The 20,198-nt window shown below is 32.3% G+C and carries 17 protein-coding genes; 6 read left to right on the top strand and 11 right to left on the bottom strand.

Features of this window, described 5'->3' with window-relative positions:
* Nucleotides 1-6: 6 nt before the first annotated feature.
* The 4 genes from IU405_RS05820 to IU405_RS05805 are packed head-to-tail and all read right to left on the bottom strand — an operon-like array spanning nt 7 to nt 5,137.
* A complete protein-coding gene (locus IU405_RS05820) occupies nt 7-1,266 on the bottom strand; it encodes a glycosyltransferase family 4 protein (RefSeq protein ID WP_197437673.1) in 1,260 nt (419 codons plus the stop codon).
* Nucleotides 1,263-2,450 carry a glycosyltransferase family 4 protein gene (locus IU405_RS05815; protein ID WP_197437672.1) on the bottom strand — a complete coding sequence of 396 codons (1,188 nt, stop codon included), beginning with the start codon at nt 2,448-2,450 and terminating at the stop codon, nt 1,263-1,265. The genes IU405_RS05820 and IU405_RS05815 overlap by 4 nt, the downstream gene beginning before the upstream one ends.
* 9 nt (nt 2,451-2,459) lie before the next feature.
* Complete coding sequence (locus IU405_RS05810; RefSeq protein WP_197437671.1) at nt 2,460-4,877, bottom strand: YfhO family protein; 2,418 nt, start codon at nt 4,875-4,877, stop codon at nt 2,460-2,462.
* Nucleotides 4,874-5,137, bottom strand: coding sequence for a DUF4834 family protein (locus IU405_RS05805; protein ID WP_197437670.1), 264 nt, complete (start codon nt 5,135-5,137; stop codon nt 4,874-4,876). The genes IU405_RS05810 and IU405_RS05805 overlap by 4 nt, the downstream gene beginning before the upstream one ends.
* 175 nt (nt 5,138-5,312) lie before the next feature.
* Here IU405_RS05805 and IU405_RS05800 point away from each other — a divergent pair, with 175 nt between their 5' ends.
* From IU405_RS05800 to IU405_RS05775, 6 genes are all read left to right on the top strand, one after another.
* A complete protein-coding gene (locus IU405_RS05800; protein ID WP_197437669.1) occupies nt 5,313-6,323 on the top strand; it encodes a transporter in 1,011 nt (336 codons plus the stop codon).
* Nucleotides 6,324-6,329: 6 nt separating this feature from the next.
* On the top strand, nt 6,330-7,460 hold the full coding sequence (locus IU405_RS05795; protein ID WP_197437668.1) for a GTP cyclohydrolase: 1,131 nt from the start codon (nt 6,330-6,332) through the stop codon (nt 7,458-7,460).
* Between the two features lie 115 nt (nt 7,461-7,575).
* Entirely contained in the window at nt 7,576-8,283 is a 708-nt protein-coding gene (locus IU405_RS05790; RefSeq protein WP_197437667.1) for a 16S rRNA (uracil(1498)-N(3))-methyltransferase, read from the top strand.
* Between the two features lie 106 nt (nt 8,284-8,389).
* Nucleotides 8,390-9,025, top strand: a complete 636-nt coding sequence (locus tag IU405_RS05785) for a DUF4159 domain-containing protein (protein ID WP_197437666.1) — start codon at nt 8,390-8,392, stop codon at nt 9,023-9,025.
* A gap of 77 nt (nt 9,026-9,102) precedes the next feature.
* On the top strand, nt 9,103-10,008 hold the full coding sequence (locus IU405_RS05780; protein ID WP_197437665.1) for a bile acid:sodium symporter family protein: 906 nt from the start codon (nt 9,103-9,105) through the stop codon (nt 10,006-10,008).
* Nucleotides 10,009-10,183: 175 nt separating this feature from the next.
* Nucleotides 10,184-11,233, top strand: coding sequence for a 1-acyl-sn-glycerol-3-phosphate acyltransferase (locus IU405_RS05775; RefSeq protein ID WP_197437664.1), 1,050 nt, complete (start codon nt 10,184-10,186; stop codon nt 11,231-11,233).
* Nucleotides 11,234-11,404: 171 nt separating this feature from the next.
* On the opposite strand, the gene IU405_RS05770 is transcribed toward IU405_RS05775, so the two are convergent.
* From IU405_RS05770 to IU405_RS05740, 7 genes are all read right to left on the bottom strand, one after another.
* Nucleotides 11,405-14,323, bottom strand: a complete 2,919-nt coding sequence (locus IU405_RS05770; RefSeq protein WP_197437663.1) for a glycoside hydrolase family 3 N-terminal domain-containing protein — start codon at nt 14,321-14,323, stop codon at nt 11,405-11,407.
* Between the two features lie 65 nt (nt 14,324-14,388).
* Nucleotides 14,389-14,874: an ABC transporter ATPase gene (locus IU405_RS05765; RefSeq protein ID WP_197437662.1), complete on the bottom strand. Its 486-nt coding sequence runs from the start codon at nt 14,872-14,874 to the stop codon at nt 14,389-14,391.
* Between the two features lie 18 nt (nt 14,875-14,892).
* Nucleotides 14,893-15,720, bottom strand: a complete 828-nt coding sequence (locus tag IU405_RS05760) for an exonuclease domain-containing protein (protein WP_197437661.1) — start codon at nt 15,718-15,720, stop codon at nt 14,893-14,895.
* 83 nt (nt 15,721-15,803) lie between these two features.
* Entirely contained in the window at nt 15,804-16,658 is an 855-nt protein-coding gene (locus tag IU405_RS05755; protein WP_197437660.1) for a PPK2 family polyphosphate kinase, read from the bottom strand.
* A 20-nt stretch (nt 16,659-16,678) separates the two neighbouring features.
* Nucleotides 16,679-17,842: a sigma-54-dependent transcriptional regulator gene (locus IU405_RS05750; protein ID WP_197437659.1), complete on the bottom strand. Its 1,164-nt coding sequence runs from the start codon at nt 17,840-17,842 to the stop codon at nt 16,679-16,681.
* Between the two features lie 45 nt (nt 17,843-17,887).
* A complete protein-coding gene (locus IU405_RS05745) occupies nt 17,888-19,213 on the bottom strand; it encodes an ABC transporter permease (protein ID WP_197437658.1) in 1,326 nt (441 codons plus the stop codon).
* Entirely contained in the window at nt 19,210-20,145 is a 936-nt protein-coding gene (locus tag IU405_RS05740; protein WP_197437657.1) for an ABC transporter ATP-binding protein, read from the bottom strand. The genes IU405_RS05745 and IU405_RS05740 overlap by 4 nt, the downstream gene beginning before the upstream one ends.
* Nucleotides 20,146-20,198: the final 53 nt, after the last annotated feature.

Genomic DNA, 20,198 nt, shown 5'->3' with positions numbered 1-20,198 from the left:
GTAATTTTATAAAGATTTTATCAATTTCGCCAATTTTGATGTCAAATTTTTGCGATGATATTGTTCAATATTTTTTGATGCTACACTCAAATTTCCTTCCTTAAATTGTTGATAAAGTCTCAAAATTTCGGTGGATAACTTTGCTTCATTTTCATGTGCTATAACAATTCCTGAATGGGTGTGTTCTAAAATTTCTGATAAATCACCTTCTTCAGGACCCAATGCTAAAATAGGTCTTTTTGCTGTCAAATATTCAAAAAGTTTTCCGGTTAAAATTCCAGCAGATTTTGGCACTTTTGGAATCAATAATAATAAAACCTGTGCCTTTTTCTGATATTCAATCGCTTCTGAATGAGAAACATATCCTTTAATTTCAGTAATTTCAATCAAATTGTTTTTTTCAATTTCATTACGAACTTCCGATGAAATATCACCCACAAAAAGCAACTGAACATCATTTTTAAATGCTTCATTTGCATCACACAGCTTTTTGATAACCTTAAAAAATGCAACTGGATTGCTTTGTTTGGGCAATAAACCAATATACGAAATCGTAAATTTTGAGTCTAAAACTAGGTGTTCATCTAGCAAAACTTCGGAATCAAAACCATTGGTAATGACAACAACATTTTTGGCAGTTTTTAAAAAATCTTTTTTTAGAGAATTACTAACTGTCAAAATACAATCTGCATTTTCAAGTACTTTTTTCTCTAACTTTTGATTCCGTTTTTTAGCAAAAGAAAGTTGTTTGAATGATTGATTGTAATACAAATCTGTCCAAGGATCTCTAAAATCTGCAATCCATTTGATGTTATTTCTTTTGCTAATTTTTTGAGCTATCAAATGCATACTATGAGGTGGTCCTGTTGAAATAATGACATCAATTGGATTTTCAAGCAAATATTTTTGTAAAAATTTCACAGAAGGTGTTACCCAAAAAATCTTTGGATCAGGAATAAAAAAATTCCCTCTCATAAATGACAATAATCCGTTATTGGTACTGTTAGCAACATCTTCTTTTTTAACCCCTTTTTGCTTCCAAAAAAATACATCTGTAGGCTCGAAAATCGGATTTTTCAACACCGTTATATTTTTTGGTATTTCAGAAATCAAACTATCATCTTCCTTTGGATAGTTGGCATTATCAACTGTATAGACAATAGGTTCAATCCCAAAATCTTGTAAATATTTTACAAATTTCAACCAACGTTGAACGCCACTTCCACCTGCAGGTGGCCAATAATATGTGATAATTAGGACTTTCAATGAAGTATAGTTTCGTATAAATGTACTAAGTTTTTGGAAGTTTGTTCCCAAGAAAATTCATTTCGAACAAAATCTTGCCCATTTTTTCCCAAAGTTGCTCGCAAATTTTCATCATGATACAATTCCAAGAGTTTATGTTGAAAATCATCTACATTTTTTTCTTGATGCACCAATCCTGAATGTACCTTTTCAATCAACTCTTTTTGAGCAGTGGCATCACTCACCAACAAAGGTTTTCCAAAACTCATGTATTGAAAAATTTTATTGGCATACGCAACATCATGTTGCAAATTTCTATGCAATGGCGAAATACAAATAGCACTACTGATAATATATGACTGAAATAAACTCACATTTTGCCATCCTTCAAAATCAACAAAATCTTCCATTCCTAAATCAGCAACTTGGGATTTTAAAATAGTATCTGTCGTGTTTTTTCCTACAATTACTAGTTTGATATTGGGAATGGCAACTTTCAATTGTGGTATACTTGCAATGGCAGTTTGCAAACCTCTTCTAATATGTGTATCACCCAAATACAAGATCACAAAGTAATTTTTGTATTTTTCGATAATTGAATTATCAACAGTATAGTCCTCAAAAAATGATTTCCGAATGGTATTTGGAACTAAAACATACTTATTTTCAAAGGGAAATCGTACTTGTAAAGATTGAATAAAATGAGGAGAAACAGTAATCACTTTATCTGCTTTTTTAATAAATGCGGACTCTTTTTGTTTCCATTTTTTTGGTGAAATAATGTATTTCCCAGGAAACTTTTGAAGGTGAGGATACAATTTCATCACTTCAGGAAGATTGTCGTGCAAATCCAAAACCACAGGAAGTTGAAACGATTTGTTTGCCCAAAAAGCAGCTCCTGCAATTTTAATATCGTGAATGTGCAACACATCAATGTTGGTGGAAGTTAAAAATCGTACAATCTTCTTTTTCATCAAAAAAGAATACACTGGAATTGTGTACGCTAAAGCAGAATTTTTGTATTCAAATTTGTTGGATAAAAACCTTTTAACCTGAATTCCATTAATCATTTCGTCGGATTGATTTTCATCGTATTTTAAACAAAAAAGAAACACTTCGTGACCAGCAGCAATTAAAGAAATTGCTTCATTTTCCACTCTTGGATCTGGAGGAAAAGTGGCGTCAAGAATCATTCCTATGTTCATAAAAAATAATTACTTCTTGATTGTTTTTTTAGTTTCGTATACAAACCAAAAAAGGGAAATAAAAATCAATAACCCATAAGAAAATAAAGAAATCAAACTACCTTGTTGGATTACTTTTGGTTCAAATTTGAATTCAATTCTGTGATTTCCAGCTGGAATTTTCATTCCTCTCAACACATAATTCACGCTGTAATGAGGAACTAATTTTCCGTCAATATAGGCATTCCAACCTTTATCATAATAGATTTCTGAAAAAACGGCAAATTGTTCTTTTTGAGATGTTGATTGATACGTTAAGCTTGTAACCGCATATTTTTCTAAAGAAATGCTTGCTGTGCTATCTTTTTGTATGCTGAAATTTTCAAGTGCTGAAAACATATTCACATCAACAATTGTGGTTGTTTTAGTGTCTAAAGAATCCAAAGCATTCATTTCTTGAGTTGCATTTTGAACTTTTTTCAACGTATTTACAAACCAAACATTGCCATTAGCATCTGGATTTTGTTGCACTTGTAAAACTCCTGATTGATCAGGAACTATAAAATATTTGGTGTTCAACATATTCAAAACCTGCATATTTTGCTTGGCAATTTGATACTCAAACAACTCTTGATAACGTCTCATTTTGGCAGCATGATAGCCTCCAATGGATTGATGAAAATACGAAGTGGTGCCATCTTCCATCAGGTTTGAAGCGAAATTTGCCACTCTAAAATGCGATTTATCTTCCAAAATCAATTTATCAGCTTCAGAAGCTGTGAATGGTTTTTCTACTTTTCTTGCTGACACAAAATCATCAGCATTCAAATATCTTTTGTTTACTGAAATTTGATCTACTAAAATCAACAATCCTAATCCAACAAAAACAAGAATTTGTTTTAATTTATTTTGAAGTGTAAACCATAAAAGTGCTCCAGCAATCAACATAAAAACGATGGAACGGATTGAATCTGAGAATAATAAGGCTTTTCTATCAGCAATGACAGCATCTATCAATCCTGGTAAATCTTTATAATTTTCATCTCTCAAACCTTCAAAGGAGGATGAAATATGAGCTGCTAAAAATCCAACAACAATCAATCCTCCAAATACATACACTGCTTTTTTCAAAGCATTTTTCTTTTCATCTGTAGAAATTTCGTTGGAAAAAAATTCTTTTAACCCTAAAATTCCTAAAATAGGAACGCACAATTCTGCAATGACTTGAATCGAAGAAACCGCTCTAAACTTGTTGTACAAAGGAACATAATCAATGAAAAAGTTGGTCAAAAACTCCAAATTGCGTCCCCAACTTAACAAAATTGAAAATACTGTGGCAGCAACCAACCATTGTTTTAATCGTCCTTTTACCAAAAAAATTCCAAGGAAAAATAAAAAGAAAATCACCACTCCAATATACGCAGGCGCTTCCACAATGGGCTGATCTCCCCAATACGTTAACACTTGTTTTGAATAATCATCAGCTACTTTTTTACCTGCTTTTTCTTCAATCAATTGATAAAATTCAGAATTCTTATCTAATTTCTCCACAGTTCCTCCACCCATAAAACGTGGAATGAACAAATTGAACGTTTCTAATTTTGCATAACTAAATTGCGTAATATAGTCTTTATCCAATCCTTTTGTGGCCTCTTTTGGGCTTCCATCAGGATTGATGATTAATTCCGATTTTCCTCTGGTACTTGCATCCGCATATTCTTTCATCGCCAATAATCTGGAGGAATTTGCACCCACTCCTAAAATTACAGCCACTAAAATGATTGAAACTTGTTTTAAAAACTCAGGAAGTACTTTTTGTTTGATGGCATGAATTCCCTCTACAATTCCTAAAATCAGTAAACAAAAACCTAAATAATAGGTCATTTGAATATGATTGGCAAAAATTTCTAGTGCCATGCCAACTCCCGTAACCAAAAATCCCAAGACATATTTTTTCTGAAAAACCCATAAAATTCCTGCTAAAACCAAAGGCATATAGCCAATTGCATGTGCTTTTGCATTGTGACCAGGAATAAAAATAATGATCAAATAGGTTGAAAATCCGAAAGCAAGTGCTCCTAAAATTCCTAACCTCCATTCCACTTTTAAAGCCAACATCAGCACAAAAAAGCTTAAAAAATACAAAAATGTATAATCAGCAGGTCTTGGCAAAAAACGAATGATGTTGTCCAGACTTCTTACAAAATCATAGGGATAATAGGCGCTAATTTGGTATGCAGGCATGCCACTAAAAGAAGCTCCTGTCCAATAAGGTTCTGCGTCATTTTCGGCTCTGAAATCGTTGATTTCTTTTGCCATTCCTTGAAACTGAGTGATGTCTGATTGTGGAATTTTTTGTCCTTTTAAAACAGGATGAAAATACATCACAGATGCCACAATAAAAATAATAATGGCAACTATGGCAGGTATCAATTTCTTTATATTCATGGTTTGTCTATTTCTTCAAAATCAACATATTCACCCACATCATCTTTTGATTGACGCTGATTTCTGGGTGCTTTATCAATCACAGTTTCTCCTTCTTTTACAGTAGATTGTTGTTGATTTCCATACTGTTGTTTTGCTTGTTCTTGCATTTTTTCTGCTACTTTTTTAATTAAAAAAGGCGCAAATAATCGCATCAAAAATTTAATAATGTAATAAAAAAGAATGATGAAAAGGATTGTTCTTAATAAACCTATAAGCATGTTGTATTTATTTTTAAAAAATCAATCAAAAGTAACAATTTGAGAACAATTGAAGCGTTTACAAAGGATAAAACTTTGACAAAAGTAAAAAAGTATGCAAAGCTTTTAAAAAATAGCTTTTTTATGGTAAGTTTGTTGTAGCATCTTTTTTTAATTTAAAAACACCTTTTTCAATATGAAAAAACCAAAAATACTTTTTGCTTTTGTGATTCTTTTTTTTGGTTTTGAAAGTGTTTTCTCTCAGTATACAGATGTTATCAACTCCAACAAACCAGGCTTTTCTGAAAGTCCTTACAGTGTTGGGACAGGTGTTTATCAATTTGAAAACAGCTTATTTTTGAGGAATTTAAATACCGAAAATTCATTTTCTGTTCCAAAATCTTTTGGATTTGATATGTTGTTTAGAACCAGTTTTTTTCTTGAGCGATTAGAATTGAATGCCCAAATGTCATTGCAAAATGACCAAATTTTCTCAACTATAAATCCGACAGAAAAAATAAATATTACTGGTTTTGGACGATTTGTGATTGGTGCAAAATTCCTGATTTTTGAACAAAAATATGAGGATAAAAGCAAGGAAGTACGAAGTTGGGTTCGTAGAAATGCTTTTGACAAAAAAAGACTGATTCCATCTGTGGCAGTTTATGCAGGAATCAATACTGATTTTGTATCCGAAAATTACAAAACAGGCAGTATGTCACCAAAATTCGGAATTTTATTACAAAATGATTTATCCAATGAGTTTAACCTAATCACCAATATTTTTTATGATAAAGTGGGGACTGATTTTCCTGAATTTTCATACATCATAACAGCTACTCAAAACTTCAATCAACGTTGGTCTGGATTTATAGAAAACCAAACCATTTTTCAGGAAAATTTTAATCATACCAATTTGGGTGGTGGACTTGCTTATTTGTTTAAAAAAAACATGCAGTTCAATGCTTCTGCAAGATTTTTGGCAGAAGGAAGTGCCAATGGTTTCTATGGAAGTTTGGGAGTTTCATATCGAATTGACAAACACAAAGACTCTTTTGTAAACGTTGATGACAATGGAAATGAAATTTCAGATACTCCTATTAGTCGTTACAACAAAAAACAAGGTAATTTTTTTAGTAGAATTTTTGGATCTAAAAACAAAAAGAAATCAACTCGAAAAAGAACCAAAAAAAGACGCAATAATTGATGATTTATGAGTGCCATTACACTAAAAAAAGTAACATCCAAAAAGGAACTAAAAGCGTTTGTGCTTTTTCCTTTTTCGTTATATAAAGACAATACATACTGGGTTCCTCCTATTATTAAAGATGAAATTGACAATTTTGACCCGAAGATAAATCCAGTTTTTCAAAATGCAGAAGCGCAATTTTTTTTAGCATATAAAAACAATGTTATTGTTGGAAGAGTTGCTGCGATTATCAATTGGTTTGAGGTCAATCAACAGCAAATTAAAAAAATGCGTTTTGGTTGGTTTGATATGATTGATGATTTGGAGGTGACAAAAGCTTTGTTACATAAGGTTGAAGAAATTGGAAAAGCGCATCAATTGGAATATATAGAAGGTCCTATTGGTTTCAATAATTTGGACAAAACTGGTGTTTTAATTGAAGGTTTTGATCATATTGGCACCATGATTACGTGGTACAATCATCCGTATTATAAAGAACATTTAGAGCAATTGGGATTTGTAAAAGAGAAAGAATATCTCGAAAATAAGTTCTTATTCAAAAATGTGGACGGTGTTTATTTTGATAGAATTAGCAACATCATCAAAAGACGTTTTAAATTAACAGCACTAGATTTTACCAAAACCAAAGACATTTTACCTTATGTGGATGAAATGTTTGAAGTTTTTGACAAATCCTATTCAAAATTATCCAGTTATGTGCCCATTTCTGATGCACAAATTGCCTTTTTTAAGAAAAAATACATCTCCTTTATCAATCCTGAATACATCAAATTTGTGGTTGATGAACATCATAAAATAGTAGCATTTGCCATTGTAATGCCTTCTTTTTCTGAAGCCTTACAAAAAGCAAAAGGGACATTATTTCCTTTCGGAATTTTTCATTTACTAAACGCTAGAAAACATGCCAAAGACGTGACTTTTTATTTGATTGGTGTGCATCCTGAATATCAAAATAAAGGGGTTCATGCCATTATTTTTGAGCAATATCAAAAAACATTTACCCAAAAAGGCATTGTAAATTGTATCAGAACTCCAGAGTTGGAGGACAATTTGGCCATCAAAAAGATTTGGGAAGATTTCAATCCAATGACTCATAAAAGACGAAGAACGTATAAAAAAGCGATTGGCTATTAGTTGTTGGCAATTGGCTTTTAGCTTTTGGCTTAAAACTATAAACTCTGAAACTTTGTAACTTTGTAACTTTGTAACTTTGAAACTCTGAAACTCTGAAACTTTGAAACTAAAAAAAATGCAACTATTCTACAATCCTGAAATTCTTGAAACCACCAAAGAAATTATTTTTGATAAAATAGAAAGTGCGCATATTGTAAAAGTTTTACGGAAAAAAGAAGGTGATATTTTACACATCACCAATGGAAAAGGATGGTTGTTTGATGCTAAAATTGTAATTGCAAATGATAAAAAATGTTTGGCAAGCATCATCAAAACTGACATCAAACCAAAACCTTGGAATTATTACTTGCATATTGCCATTGCTCCTACAAAAATGAACGACAGAATGGAATGGTTTATAGAAAAAGCCACCGAAATTGGCATTGACGAAATCACGCCCATCATTTGCTCCAATTCAGAAAGACGTGTTATAAAATTGGACCGATTTGAAAAAATTATGCAATCAGCCATGAAACAATCATTGAAATATACACTACCAAAATTGAATGAAGCACAAACCTTCAGTGCATTTATCAACCAAAAAATGGATGGGAAAATTTGTATTGCACATTGTGAGGAACAAGAAAAAAATATTTTAAAATCAATCATAAAACCTTCAGAAAAAGTAACGATATTAATTGGTCCTGAAGGTGATTTTTCATCCGAAGAAATCAAAAAAGCGTTGGCTAAAAACTACCTTCCCATTTCTTTGGGCGAAAGCAGGTTGCGCACAGAAACTGCTGCCTTGGTTGCTGTGAATTTGGTTTCGTTTATCAATCAGTAAAATCATTTTCACTATCTTGCTTTAAATTTACAAAATGTCAGTTCGAGTGATTTTTAAAATGTAGTGAAACGAAATTTTAAAAATAGTATCGAGAACTCTTTTACATATGAAAAAATTATTTATTCTATTTTTTATTTCTTTCACCATTTCAGCCCAAGAAGTAGCCATTTTGAAATATAATGGTGGTGGAGATTGGTATGCAAATCCAACTGCATTGCCCAATTTGATTGATTTTACGAATAAAAATATCAAAACCAATATCTCAAAAAATCCAACTTCAGTGGCTGTGGGCAGTGAAGATTTGTTTAACTTTCCCATGGTTTTTATGACGGGTCATGGAAATGTACTTTTTTCTGATCAAGAAATTGAAAACCTTCGTAAATACTTGATTTCTGGTGGATTTTTGCATATTTCAGACAATTATGGGTTGGATACATTTATCCGAAGAGAATTGAAAAAAGTGTTTCCAACAAGTGAAATGCAAGAAATTCCGAGTTCACATCCTATTTTTAATCAAACATTTTCATTTCCAAATGGAATTCCGAAAATCCACGAACATGACAAAAAACCAGCGCAAGCTTTTGGTATTTTTTACGAAGGAAGATTGGTCGTTTTTTATGACTTTGAAACGGATTTGAGTGATGGTTGGGAAGATGAAATTATACACAACAATCCAAAAGAAGTGCGTGAAAAAGCATTGAAAATGGGCGCGAATATTATTGAATATGCTTTTAGGAATTAACTGCTAGCTATTAGCTTTTAGCTTTTAGTCATTAAAAAAAATCTCTTGCTTTGAAACTTTGAAACTAATTAAAAAAAATGCAAACAGAAATAGACATTGACTCCATAAAAATCAACTTCGATAGCAGTGGTTTGTGGGTACTAAATATTGCCATTGCAATTATCATGTTTGGTGTTGCTTTAGGAATTACTCTGGATGATTTTAAACGCTTGTTTCAAAATCCAAAAATTGTTTTTGTGGGTGTTTTATCGCAATTTTTTTTGTTGCCAGCATTGACGTTTTTGGCGATATTAGTCATAAAACCTCATCCAAGTTTTGCTTTGGGAATGATGCTTATTGCAGCTTGTCCTGGTGGAAATGTTTCCAATTTTTTCAGTAAAATGGCTGGAGGAAATGCGGCTTTATCTGTGAGTTTGACTGCTTTTTCAACGCTGATTTGCATTGTAATGACGCCATTCAATTTGCAATTTTGGGGAAGTTTATACGAACCAACTCATGAAATTTTAAAAACAGTGGAATTGAATTGGGTGGATTTATTGAAATTGGTTTCGTTGATTTTGGGAATTCCCTTGTTTTTTGGAATGCTGATTAAACATTACCATTCAGAAATGGCTGATAAAATTGAAAAATTATTAAAACCATTATCAATGCTCGTGTTTATTGCCTTGATTTTTATTGCTTTTTCTCAAAATCTAGACGTATTTGTAAATCACATACATCATGTCATTTACTTGGTTATTTTTCATAATATTTTTGCGTTTGTTATTGGATTTTATACAGCAAAAACGTTTGGATTGAATGAACAAGACACCAAAACAATTTCAATAGAAACTGGCATTCAAAATGGAGGTTTGGGATTGTTATTGATTTTTGGTTTTTTTGATGGATTGGGTGGCATGGCTTTGTTGGCGGCCTTTTGGGGAATTTGGGATGTTTTTTCAGGAATGGCTTTGGCAGCTTTTTGGGGAAGAAAAAAACAATAAATTTGATTTTTTGCCACGAATGTCACTAATTTAAAAATTGATTTTTAAAATTTATATTGGGTATGATAAAAAATTTGATTTAATGTTGAATTGAAAAATAATCAAAAATGGTTTTTAAGTACGTTGAAAATGAAACAAATTAAAATTCGTGATATCAGTGGCTAAAAAAAATAGGATGATTCAAAAAATTTGGTACCAAAGTGTGAAGCTGTTTTTAAAAATCAGTTTGCATTTTTATGCGCAAAAAATCATCATAAAAGGCAGCAAAAATATCCCGAAAAAAGGGGCTGTACTGTTTGCAGTGAATCATCCAAATGCATTGATGGATCCTTTATTTGTAACTACTTTTAATCCAAGAGAAAATCACTTTTTAGTGAGAGCTGATGTGTTTAAAAAACCGTTGATTCGAAAATTCTTATCCAGTTTGAATCTAATGCCGATTTTCAGAATTCGTGATGGCATCAAACAATTATCCAACAATGATGAAGTATTTGAAAAGTGTTTTGAAATACTGAAAAAGCAACAAACCTTGATTATTTTTCCACAAGGAGGACATTCAAGAATGCGAACGATTCAACCTTTGAGCAAAGGGTTTACGCGGATTGTTTTTGGGGCTTTAGAACGATTTCCTGAATTGGAAATTTCGGTAATTCCTGTGGGAATTACGTATCAAAATTCGTCAGTGTATCCAAGCAAAGTGTGTGTTCAATTTGGTGAAGTGATTGATGCGAAAGCTATTTATGAGTCAACTATTCCTGCAAAAGCAATTGTATTACTGAAAGAAAAAGTAAGTACTCAACTTCAAAAATTGACAGTTCACATTCCAAATGATGAACATTATACAACAATATTGACAAAGCTAAACAACGCCAATGTTGATTTTACCAATGTTGATTTGGTGAACAACATGATTGCAGAAAATACCATTCCAGAGGCAAAAAGAAAACCTTTTGATTATTTAAAACCTTTGTACTATTTGATATTGCTAAACAGTATTTTCCCTTATTTGATTTGGAAAAGAACCACTAAAATAATTAAAGAAATTGAATTTGTAGATACTTTGAAATTTTCAATAAACGTGCTTAGCTGTCTGTTTTTTTATAGTTTTCAAGCATTGATTATTGGCATCCTTTTAAATTTTAAAACAGGATTGTTTTATTTTTTGATGTCGATTTTTATGATTTTTTTCTACACGAAAACTGCGCCAACAAATACTGAAAATTGATACAAAACGGAAAGTTGGCAAGGAAACTTAGCCCTGATTGCAACGAAAAGCCCGGAGTTTAAAACATCCAATTTTTGTTGGTTTTTTAGAGCGACCAGAGGAAGCTCCTAAAAAAACCTTACAAAAATGATGTTTTAAACGAGGACTTGTAGTGAAAAGCAGGAATAGCTCCTACTCAATAATAGCATCTTGAATAGCTTGCTGAATTTTGGTTCTCACACTTGATTTTACCAACTTTGTATTGTTCATATTTGGATACACTCTATTGGATAAAAAGACATACACAATTTCAGATTTTGGATCAGCCCACGTAAATGTGCCTGTAAAACCAGAGTGTCCAAAACTCTCATCAGAGGTACAACCACAAGTTGCAGCAGCATTTTTTGTCAATTCAGGTTTATCAAAACCCAAACCTCTACGTACTTTTTTATTGGCAAAATACCGTTTGTTAAACTTGTCAACAGTTTCTGGATTCAGCAATTGTTTGCCACCATAATAGCCTTTTTGCAAGTACATTTGCATCATTTTCGCAACATCATTGGCATTTGAAAACAACCCTGCATGTCCTCCAACGCCACCCAACATAGCAGCACCCATGTCATGTACATAACCATGCACCAATTGATTGCGATAATAATCGTCTTTTTCGGTGGGAACGATTTGCGATTTATCAAACTTTTCTAACGGTAAATAGGTCATTCTATCAGCACCTAAAGATTGGTAAAAAGCTTCATCAACCAATGTATTTAATGGTTTTTTATAGTTGTTTTCTAAGGCTTCTTTGAACAAATAATAACCCAAATCGCTATATAAGTATTCTTGATTTTCAATCAAATTTGATTTTTTGATGAACTTATAAATACTATCTGTGTAAGATTTTGTGATGTATAAATTTTCTGCAACCTCTAAAGGATAAGAATCACTTTTTGTGGCACTATAAAATTTGGGTGAATTTGCTTTGGTATTTTTGACTTGTGTTCCTTGATAAAATGGAATCCAAGCTGGTAATCTTCCATAATGAGACAACAATTCTTTTACAGAAATATTGGCTTTATTGGAATTTTTGAAACTCGGTAAAATTTCAAATAATTTAGCATTGATGGGAATTTTTTGCTCCTGTTCTGCTTTCATAATCATGGGTAATGAAGCCAAAATTTTGGTTAAAGAAGCCAAATCATATACATCTGAATTTTTTACAGGAATCTTTTTTTCATCTGTGTGATATCCATAGCTTTTATGAAAAATCACTTTTCCTTTTCTGGCAACCAACACCTGAAATCCTGGAGCCATTTTTTCCTTCAAAATAGTATCTGCGAAAGCATCAATTTTAGCTAATTTTTTGGATGACATGTTTACTTCTTCAGGAATTGAATACCCCAATCTGTTTAAATTTGGTGTTGATAAACCAGTTCCAACACTGAAATTTTCTCCAATAGAAACTGGCAATTTTCCTTTTGCCTGGAAAACACCAAACAACAATTGTGCAGAGATTTCTTGGGAAATTTTACTGTTTTGATACGAAACTAAAATGGTTTCGATATTGGCAAAAGACTTGATTTGCAACAAACTATAGGGACTTGTAAAAACGTCTAAAATTACGTTTTTCAAACGGGCAATTTCTTGCAACCAAACCAATTCTTTATCTGTAAATTTATACGTTTTCCATGGATTTGCATTGGATTTGTGAAAACCAATAATCACATGAGAATAGGGTTTTAATTTGGTAATCAAACCGTCTAAATTTTGGTCGGTAATTTCATCAACTTTGCTGTAATTTTTTAGCATCTGTAAAAAATCATTTCCAATGTCATCACCCAATTTTACGTACGCAAATTTCTTGGTTTGCAGCTCTGTAAATGGCAATTGATTTTGATTGTTTTTAATCAATGTCAACGAATTTTCTACCAATTTTCTGTGCAACAATTCATCTTGAATGGTGTTTAAATCTTCAGTAAGATTCACTACATCAATAGGTTTGTAATTTTGTAATCCCAACCAATATTTCGCTTTCAATATTTTTTTTACAGAAAAATTGATGCGCTCTTCAGTCAAGGTTTTTAACATTAATGCTTGTTTGATGAGTCGCACAGTTCCAGGAACATCATTTGGAATCAATAGCAAATCGTTTCCAGCCATAATTGCAGCCAAATTGATTTCTGCAGAAGTGGCATAATTGGATGCGCCTTTCATATTCAAACCATCAGTAATAATCAATCCGTTGAAACCCAATTCTTGTTTGAGCAAATTCGTAATCACATTTTTGGATAGTGACGTGGGTAATTTTGCATCCGATTCTAAACTTGGGACACTCAAATGTGCTGTCATTACACTGGCAATTCCAACATCAAATAATTGTTTGTAGGGATAAATTTCTACAGAATCCAATCGATTTTTATCAAAAGTAATGGTTGGCAAAGTCAAATGAGAATCTGTTGAAGTATCTCCATGTCCAGGAAAATGTTTGGCATTGGCTAACACGCCCATTTTTTGCATTCCTTGTGTAAAAGCAATGGCTTTTTGAGTCACATTTTCTTTGTTTTCTCCAAAAGAACGATTGCCAATAATTGGATTTTCGGGATTTGTATTGATGTCCACAACTGGTGCAAAATTGATATGAATTCCCAATCTTTTGCAATGTTTTCCTAAATGTTCACCAAATTTATGAATCAAATTTTCATCTTTAATGGCTCCTAAAGTCATGTTCCAAGGAAACTTATATGTGTTTTTTAAACGCATGTCTAAACCCCATTCTCCATCAAAACCAATCATCAAAGGAAGTTTCGAAATAGATTGATAGGTATTGGTCAATGTTGCCTGTTTTTCAGGAGTTCCTTGCATGAAAATCAAATTTCCAATGTGGTACTTTGCAATCAATTCGCTTATAAAATCCTCGTGTTTTTTATCGGAATTTGAATAGGCTTGCATCATGAATAATTGACCAATTTTTTCATCAATGGTCATGGTTTTCAGAATACTATCTACCCAAATTTCTTGTGCTTCAACATCTTTTGTTTTTAAAGGATCCACTGTTTGAGCACGAAAATTAGTAAGGAAAAAAAATAGAAAAATAAACGTTAGTAAGTTTTTCATTGGATAAATTGTATTCAAAGAATTTGTAGGATTATGGATTTTATAAATTGAAAACTAGAAAAATTTTATATGAGAAACCTTTGATGCCAACTCTGCTTTGCAGGGATTTCCCAGTTAGTTTCAAAATCTTCTTTGGTGCTCACTAAATTGTTAAAAACAATGGTTTCATCCGTAATTTTTTTATCCTTAGCAAACTGCTGAAAATCGGCTAATTTTACCATATTGATATGTTCACCATGTTTAAAAGTGACGTTCATTTTGTTCATCAAATCAACTTTTAAAACCGCTTCTAATTGTTTGATAAATCTGACAGAAGCATCAATAGAACAGCCAGAAACATTGTTGAAGTTTTCATCAACTGCCAATACCAAAAACTGATGGTATTTAATGGTGAATGACCCTTTCAAATCATCTCCATGACGTGTCCAATTATTGATAAATTCGATTGCTTTTTCAGTGATGAAATCCACTTCATTTTGGCTAAATTCTCTATCAGATTGATAAATCCAAACTCTGGAATTGTTGGGTAAATTGTTGTATGCTGTGAACATAATTGGTTGTAGGAGGAATTATTTATTGTTAAACTTTAACTGCAAAGCTCTTAATTTTTCTGCATCAGACAATTCATTTTTTGCAGTATTCATGCGTTCTTTGATATCTTTTAACACTTTTTTGGTATATAAAGGAAAATCAGCATTTTGCATCCAAGCAAAATAGCCAGGGTTTTCAATCAACACTTCTTCTACAGTCCTTCCTTTGTATTTTCCGAATGAAAATATTTCATTTCCTTGTTCATTATACAATACAAATCCTGCAAAATCTGCTCTATCTCTGTGAGATGAAAATTCACTCAGACTATCAACAGTGTTTCCAATATCTTCATATTTTTCCAGTTGAGCTAACAAAATTTCATAGGTTGCATTGGTATCAGCTTCTGCGCTATGAGCGTCCTCCAAGTTTTTACCACAGTAAAATTGATAGCCTGCGCTTAAAGTGCGTTGTTCTTTTTTATGAAAAATTACCTGAACATCTATCGCTTTTCGGTTGTTCATGTCAAAGTCAATTCCTGAGCGCATCAATTCTTCAGCCAACAAAGGAATGTCAAAACGATTGGAATTAAAACCCGCCAAATCACAATCTGCAATCAATTCGTTGATTTTTGGAGCCAATTCTTTAAAAGTAGGTTCCATCACCACTTTTTCGTTGGTAATTCCGTGAATTGCAGATGCTTCTACAGGAATTTCAATTTCCGGATTTACCAGCCAGGTTTTACTTTCTTTGTTTCCGTTTGGAAAAACTTTTAGAATGGAAATTTCTACAATTCTGTCACTGGCAATATTGACTCCTGTGGTTTCTAAATCGAAAAATATAATTGGTTTTGTAAGGTTTAAGTTCAAAATTTAAAATTTTAGATTCTATGTATCGTGTTTATATTTGTTCAACTTTGAATTTCAAATTCAAAATTTTGAACATTTTTTAGTTATTCGTTATTCAATGCTGCTTTAAAATCACCAATTTGAGCATGAATTTCTGGTGGTAATTTGGGTTCTGTAAAATTATATTTTTGCAATTCTTTCAACAAAATTTTGGCTAAAATAATTCGTGCAGATTCTTTGTCATCAGCAGGAATCACAAACCAAGGGGCGTTTTCTTTAGAGGTTTTTTGCAATAAATCTTCATAACAAATCATATATTTATCCCACAATTTTCGCTCTTTCAAGTCTCCTTTTGAAAACTTCCAATTTTTGTGAGGCAATTCCAATCTTCTTAATAATCTATTTTTTTGTTCTTCTTTTGACATATTTAAAAAGAACTTTAAAATAATGGTTCCGTTTTTTGCTAAATGATATTCAAAATCGTTAATTCTGTTCATTCTATCATGAAAAAAAGCATCAGTTACATCCTCTACACTTTTGATTGATGGAATATTTTCGCTAAAAATATAAGAAGGGTTTACTCTGGTAACCAACACATTTTCATAATGAGACCTGTTGAAAATGGCCATTTTTCCTTTGGCTGGTAACGCAATGTAATGACGCCACAAAAAATCGTGTTTTAGCTCTAATTCCGTTGGCACTTTAAAACTATACACCATCACTCCACGAGCGTTGATATCTTTAAAAACCTCACGAATCAAACTGTCTTTTCCTGAAGTATCCATTCCTTGAAGGCAAATTAAAACACTGTATTTTCCTTCAGCATACATAGCATCTTGGAGTTCACTCAGTTTTTTTCTGATTTTCTCAATGTCTTTTTTTGCGTTTTTTACCTCCTCTTTTGTAGGCAAATCTTTCAATTGAATATCAGCAAAAACTTTGTATTTATCTAAATTCATACTCCAAAATTTATTTTAAATTATTTCTGAGCAAATAGTTGAACATCTTTTGCAGAAACTTCTTTTTCTCCTAAAATGATCAATCGCTCTACAACATTGCGCAATTCACGGATATTTCCTGTCCAATTATATTCTTTTAATAATTGAATGGCGTCTTTTGAAAACTGTTTTTTAACAGTTCCTTGTTCTTCCGAAATTTTATCAGCAAAAAAATTAACCAATAAAGGAATATCTTCTCTACGATCGTTCAAAGCAGGAACTTTTATTAAAATTACAGCCAATCTGTGATATAAATCTTCTCTGAAATTTCCTTCAGCAATCTCCTTTTGCAAATCTTTATTGGTGGCAGCAACTACTCTTACGTTTACATTGATATCTTTGTCAGAACCAACTCTTGCTACTTTATTTTCTTGCAAAGCACGCAATACTTTGGCTTGAGCAGATAAACTCATGTCTCCTATTTCATCTAAAAAAATGGTTCCTCCGTTTGCAGATTCAAATTTTCCTGCTCTGTCTTTATTGGCTCCAGTAAAAGATCCTTTTACATGACCAAACAACTCACTTTCAATCAATTCTGATGGAATTGCAGCGCAATTTACTTCAATTAAAGGCGCTTGAGCTCTGCTTGATTTTTCGTGCAGCCAATGTGCAACCAACTCTTTTCCAGTTCCATTGGGGCCAGTTATCAATACTCTAGCTTCTGTATTGGCTACTTTTTCAATAATTTCTTTGATATGATTGATAGGCTCACTTTCACCAACCATTTCAAAATTTTTACTGATTTTTTTCTTCAATAATTTATTCTCAACCACCAATACTTTTTGCTCTAAAGCATTTCGTACCGTATTCAGCAATCTATTCAAATCTGGTGGTTTTGAAATGTAATCAAACGCTCCTAAACGCATGGTATTCACAGCAGTATCCAAATCTCCATGTCCAGAAATCATCACAATTGGAATTTCTGGTTTTAATTTTTTTGCTTTTTCCAACACCTCAACACCATCCATTTTCGGCATTTTGATATCACACAAAATCAAATCAAAATCATTGTTTTTAAGCATTTCTAAGCCTTCCAATCCATCTTCTGCTTCTTCTACAATGTACGTTTCATTTTCTTCGGAAATGATTTTTTTCAACACTCTACGAATGGCAGCTTCATCTTCAATAATTAATATTTTTGACATGATTTTTAAAATATATTTTATATGTAATTAATTATATTTAGTTGCTTATCCTTTGTATTTCAACCATTTATACAAATCTTTGTAGGTTGGTTTTTTTCCATACATCAAAATTCCAACTCTGTAAATTTTAGCCGCAAACCAAACCATAAACACAAAAGTAACCACTAAAAGCGTCATGGAAATGGCCAATTCCATCCAAGAAACTCCAAAAGGAACACGCATCAACATCACAATTGGACTCGTCAATGGAATGTAAGAAAATGCCACAGAAATGGGCCCATGAGGATCATTGATGACCGTAGCAAAACCTACATAAACTCCCAAAATAAGTGGTAACATGATGGGCAACATGAATTGCTGCGTATCAGTTTCGTTGTCAACAGCAGCTCCAACTGCCGCAAAAAGTGAACTGTAAAGCATGTATCCACCTAAAAAATAAAAGATGAACAGCACAAACATTTTTAGCAATGGCAAACGCATAATTTCTTGTAGCACCAATTGCATTTTATCAGCTCCAGCTGCTTGTTTGGCAGCTTCTAATTGCTCAGCAGAAATTCCTGATGTTTGCATTTCTGTCATAGTAAATCCAAAAACGGAAGATGTAATCGTTCCAATAATAAAAATGAGTATTCCCCAAATTAAAAATTGCAACAAACCTGCAGAAGCATTTCCAATGATTTTTCCCATCATCAATTGAAATGGTTTTACGGATGAAACAATGATTTCTATAATTCTACTCGTTTTTTCTTCAATCACACTTCGCATGACAGAACTTCCATAAATAATGACAAACATCATCAATAAATATCCTGAAAGTGCGCCAAAACCAATTTTTAACCCATTGATTAATTTCGAGGATTCTTCTCCAGAGAAATTAAACATTTTGATATCGGTTTTGATTTTTGAAGAAGCAATTTTATCCAAATCAATGCCCAAATTTGTGAGTTTACTATTTCGAAGTTTGGTTTCAATTTTTGATTCCAAAGCATTCATAACTGAAATTCCTGGAGATTCTTTGGAATAAAACTCAATGGAATTTGCTAAAATTTCTAGGCTATCTATGGCTGGAATAAACAACGCACCATAATAATCCCCTGCTTCTACTCTTTTTTTGGTTTCCTCAATTCCCATGGATGAAAAATCGACAAAATGAACTGTTTTTGAATCTGAAAAATCCTCTTTAGAAAACAATCTTGATTCATCTACATACACGATTTTTTTAACTTTTTCGTCATTTTTTTTCATCAAAAAATAAACCAAAGCACCCATGGCAACTGTAATTAATGGACTCAAAAAAGTCATTACAATGAATGATTTATTGCGCACTTTTGCAATAAATTCTCTTTTTATAATTAGTTGTAACTTGCTCATAATGAATTGTTTTTACTTACGGCTTCAATAAAAATATCGTTAGCACTTGGAATTTTCTCCACAAAATGTCTCACTTCTCCCTGTTTTGATATTACCGATAATAAATCATTGGAAGATTGATTATTGGAAAGCTTGACATTGCAAATAAGTTCATCTCCAAACAATTTAAAATCTGCAGGAGAAACTTCAAATTTTTCTTTCATCAATTGCAAAACTTGTTCTTTATGTTCAGTGGTAATGCCTATTTCAAAAGTATTGGTTCTGAATTTTCGTTTGATATCTATCAATTTTCCGTCTAATATTTTATTAGATTTATGAATCAAAGCAATGTCATCACACAATTCTTCTACAGATTCCATTCTGTGTGTTGAAAAAATAATGGTAGCGCCTTCATCGCGCAATTGCAAAATTTCTTTGGCAATCAAATGGGCATTGATAGGATCAAAACCAGAAAAAGGTTCATCAAAAATCAATAATTTTGGTTGATGCATTACCGTAACAATAAATTGTACTTTTTGCGCCATTCCTTTAGAAAGTTCCTCTATTTTTTTATCCCACCAAGAAGCAATATCAAATTTTTCAAACCAGTATTTCAATCTTTTCTTGGCTTCTTCTTTTGACAAACCTTTCAATTGGGCCAAATACAAGGCTTGTTCCCCAACTTTCATAGATTTATACAACCCTCTTTCTTCGGGTAAATACCCAATATCAGCAATGTGTTTTGGTGACAATGGTTCTCCATCTAAAAAAACGGTTCCTGAATCTGGCATCGTAATTTGATTGATAATTCTGATCAACGAAGTTTTTCCAGCGCCATTTGGACCTAACAATCCAAAGACACTCCCTTTTGGTATTTGTAAAGAAACGTTGTTGAGCGCAGTATAATCGCCATAGGTTTTTACAACATTGTTTATTTCGAGTAAATGATTCATAGAGAATTTTTTAAGTCGCTTTTGTACAAAACTACATATTTTATTGAGATTAG

It is taken from the genome of Polaribacter sp. BAL334 (assembly GCF_015767435.1).
Lineage (GTDB): Bacteria > Bacteroidota > Bacteroidia > Flavobacteriales > Flavobacteriaceae > Polaribacter.
Note: the sequence above shows the minus strand (reverse complement) of the source record. Positions and strands in the feature narration are given on the sequence as shown.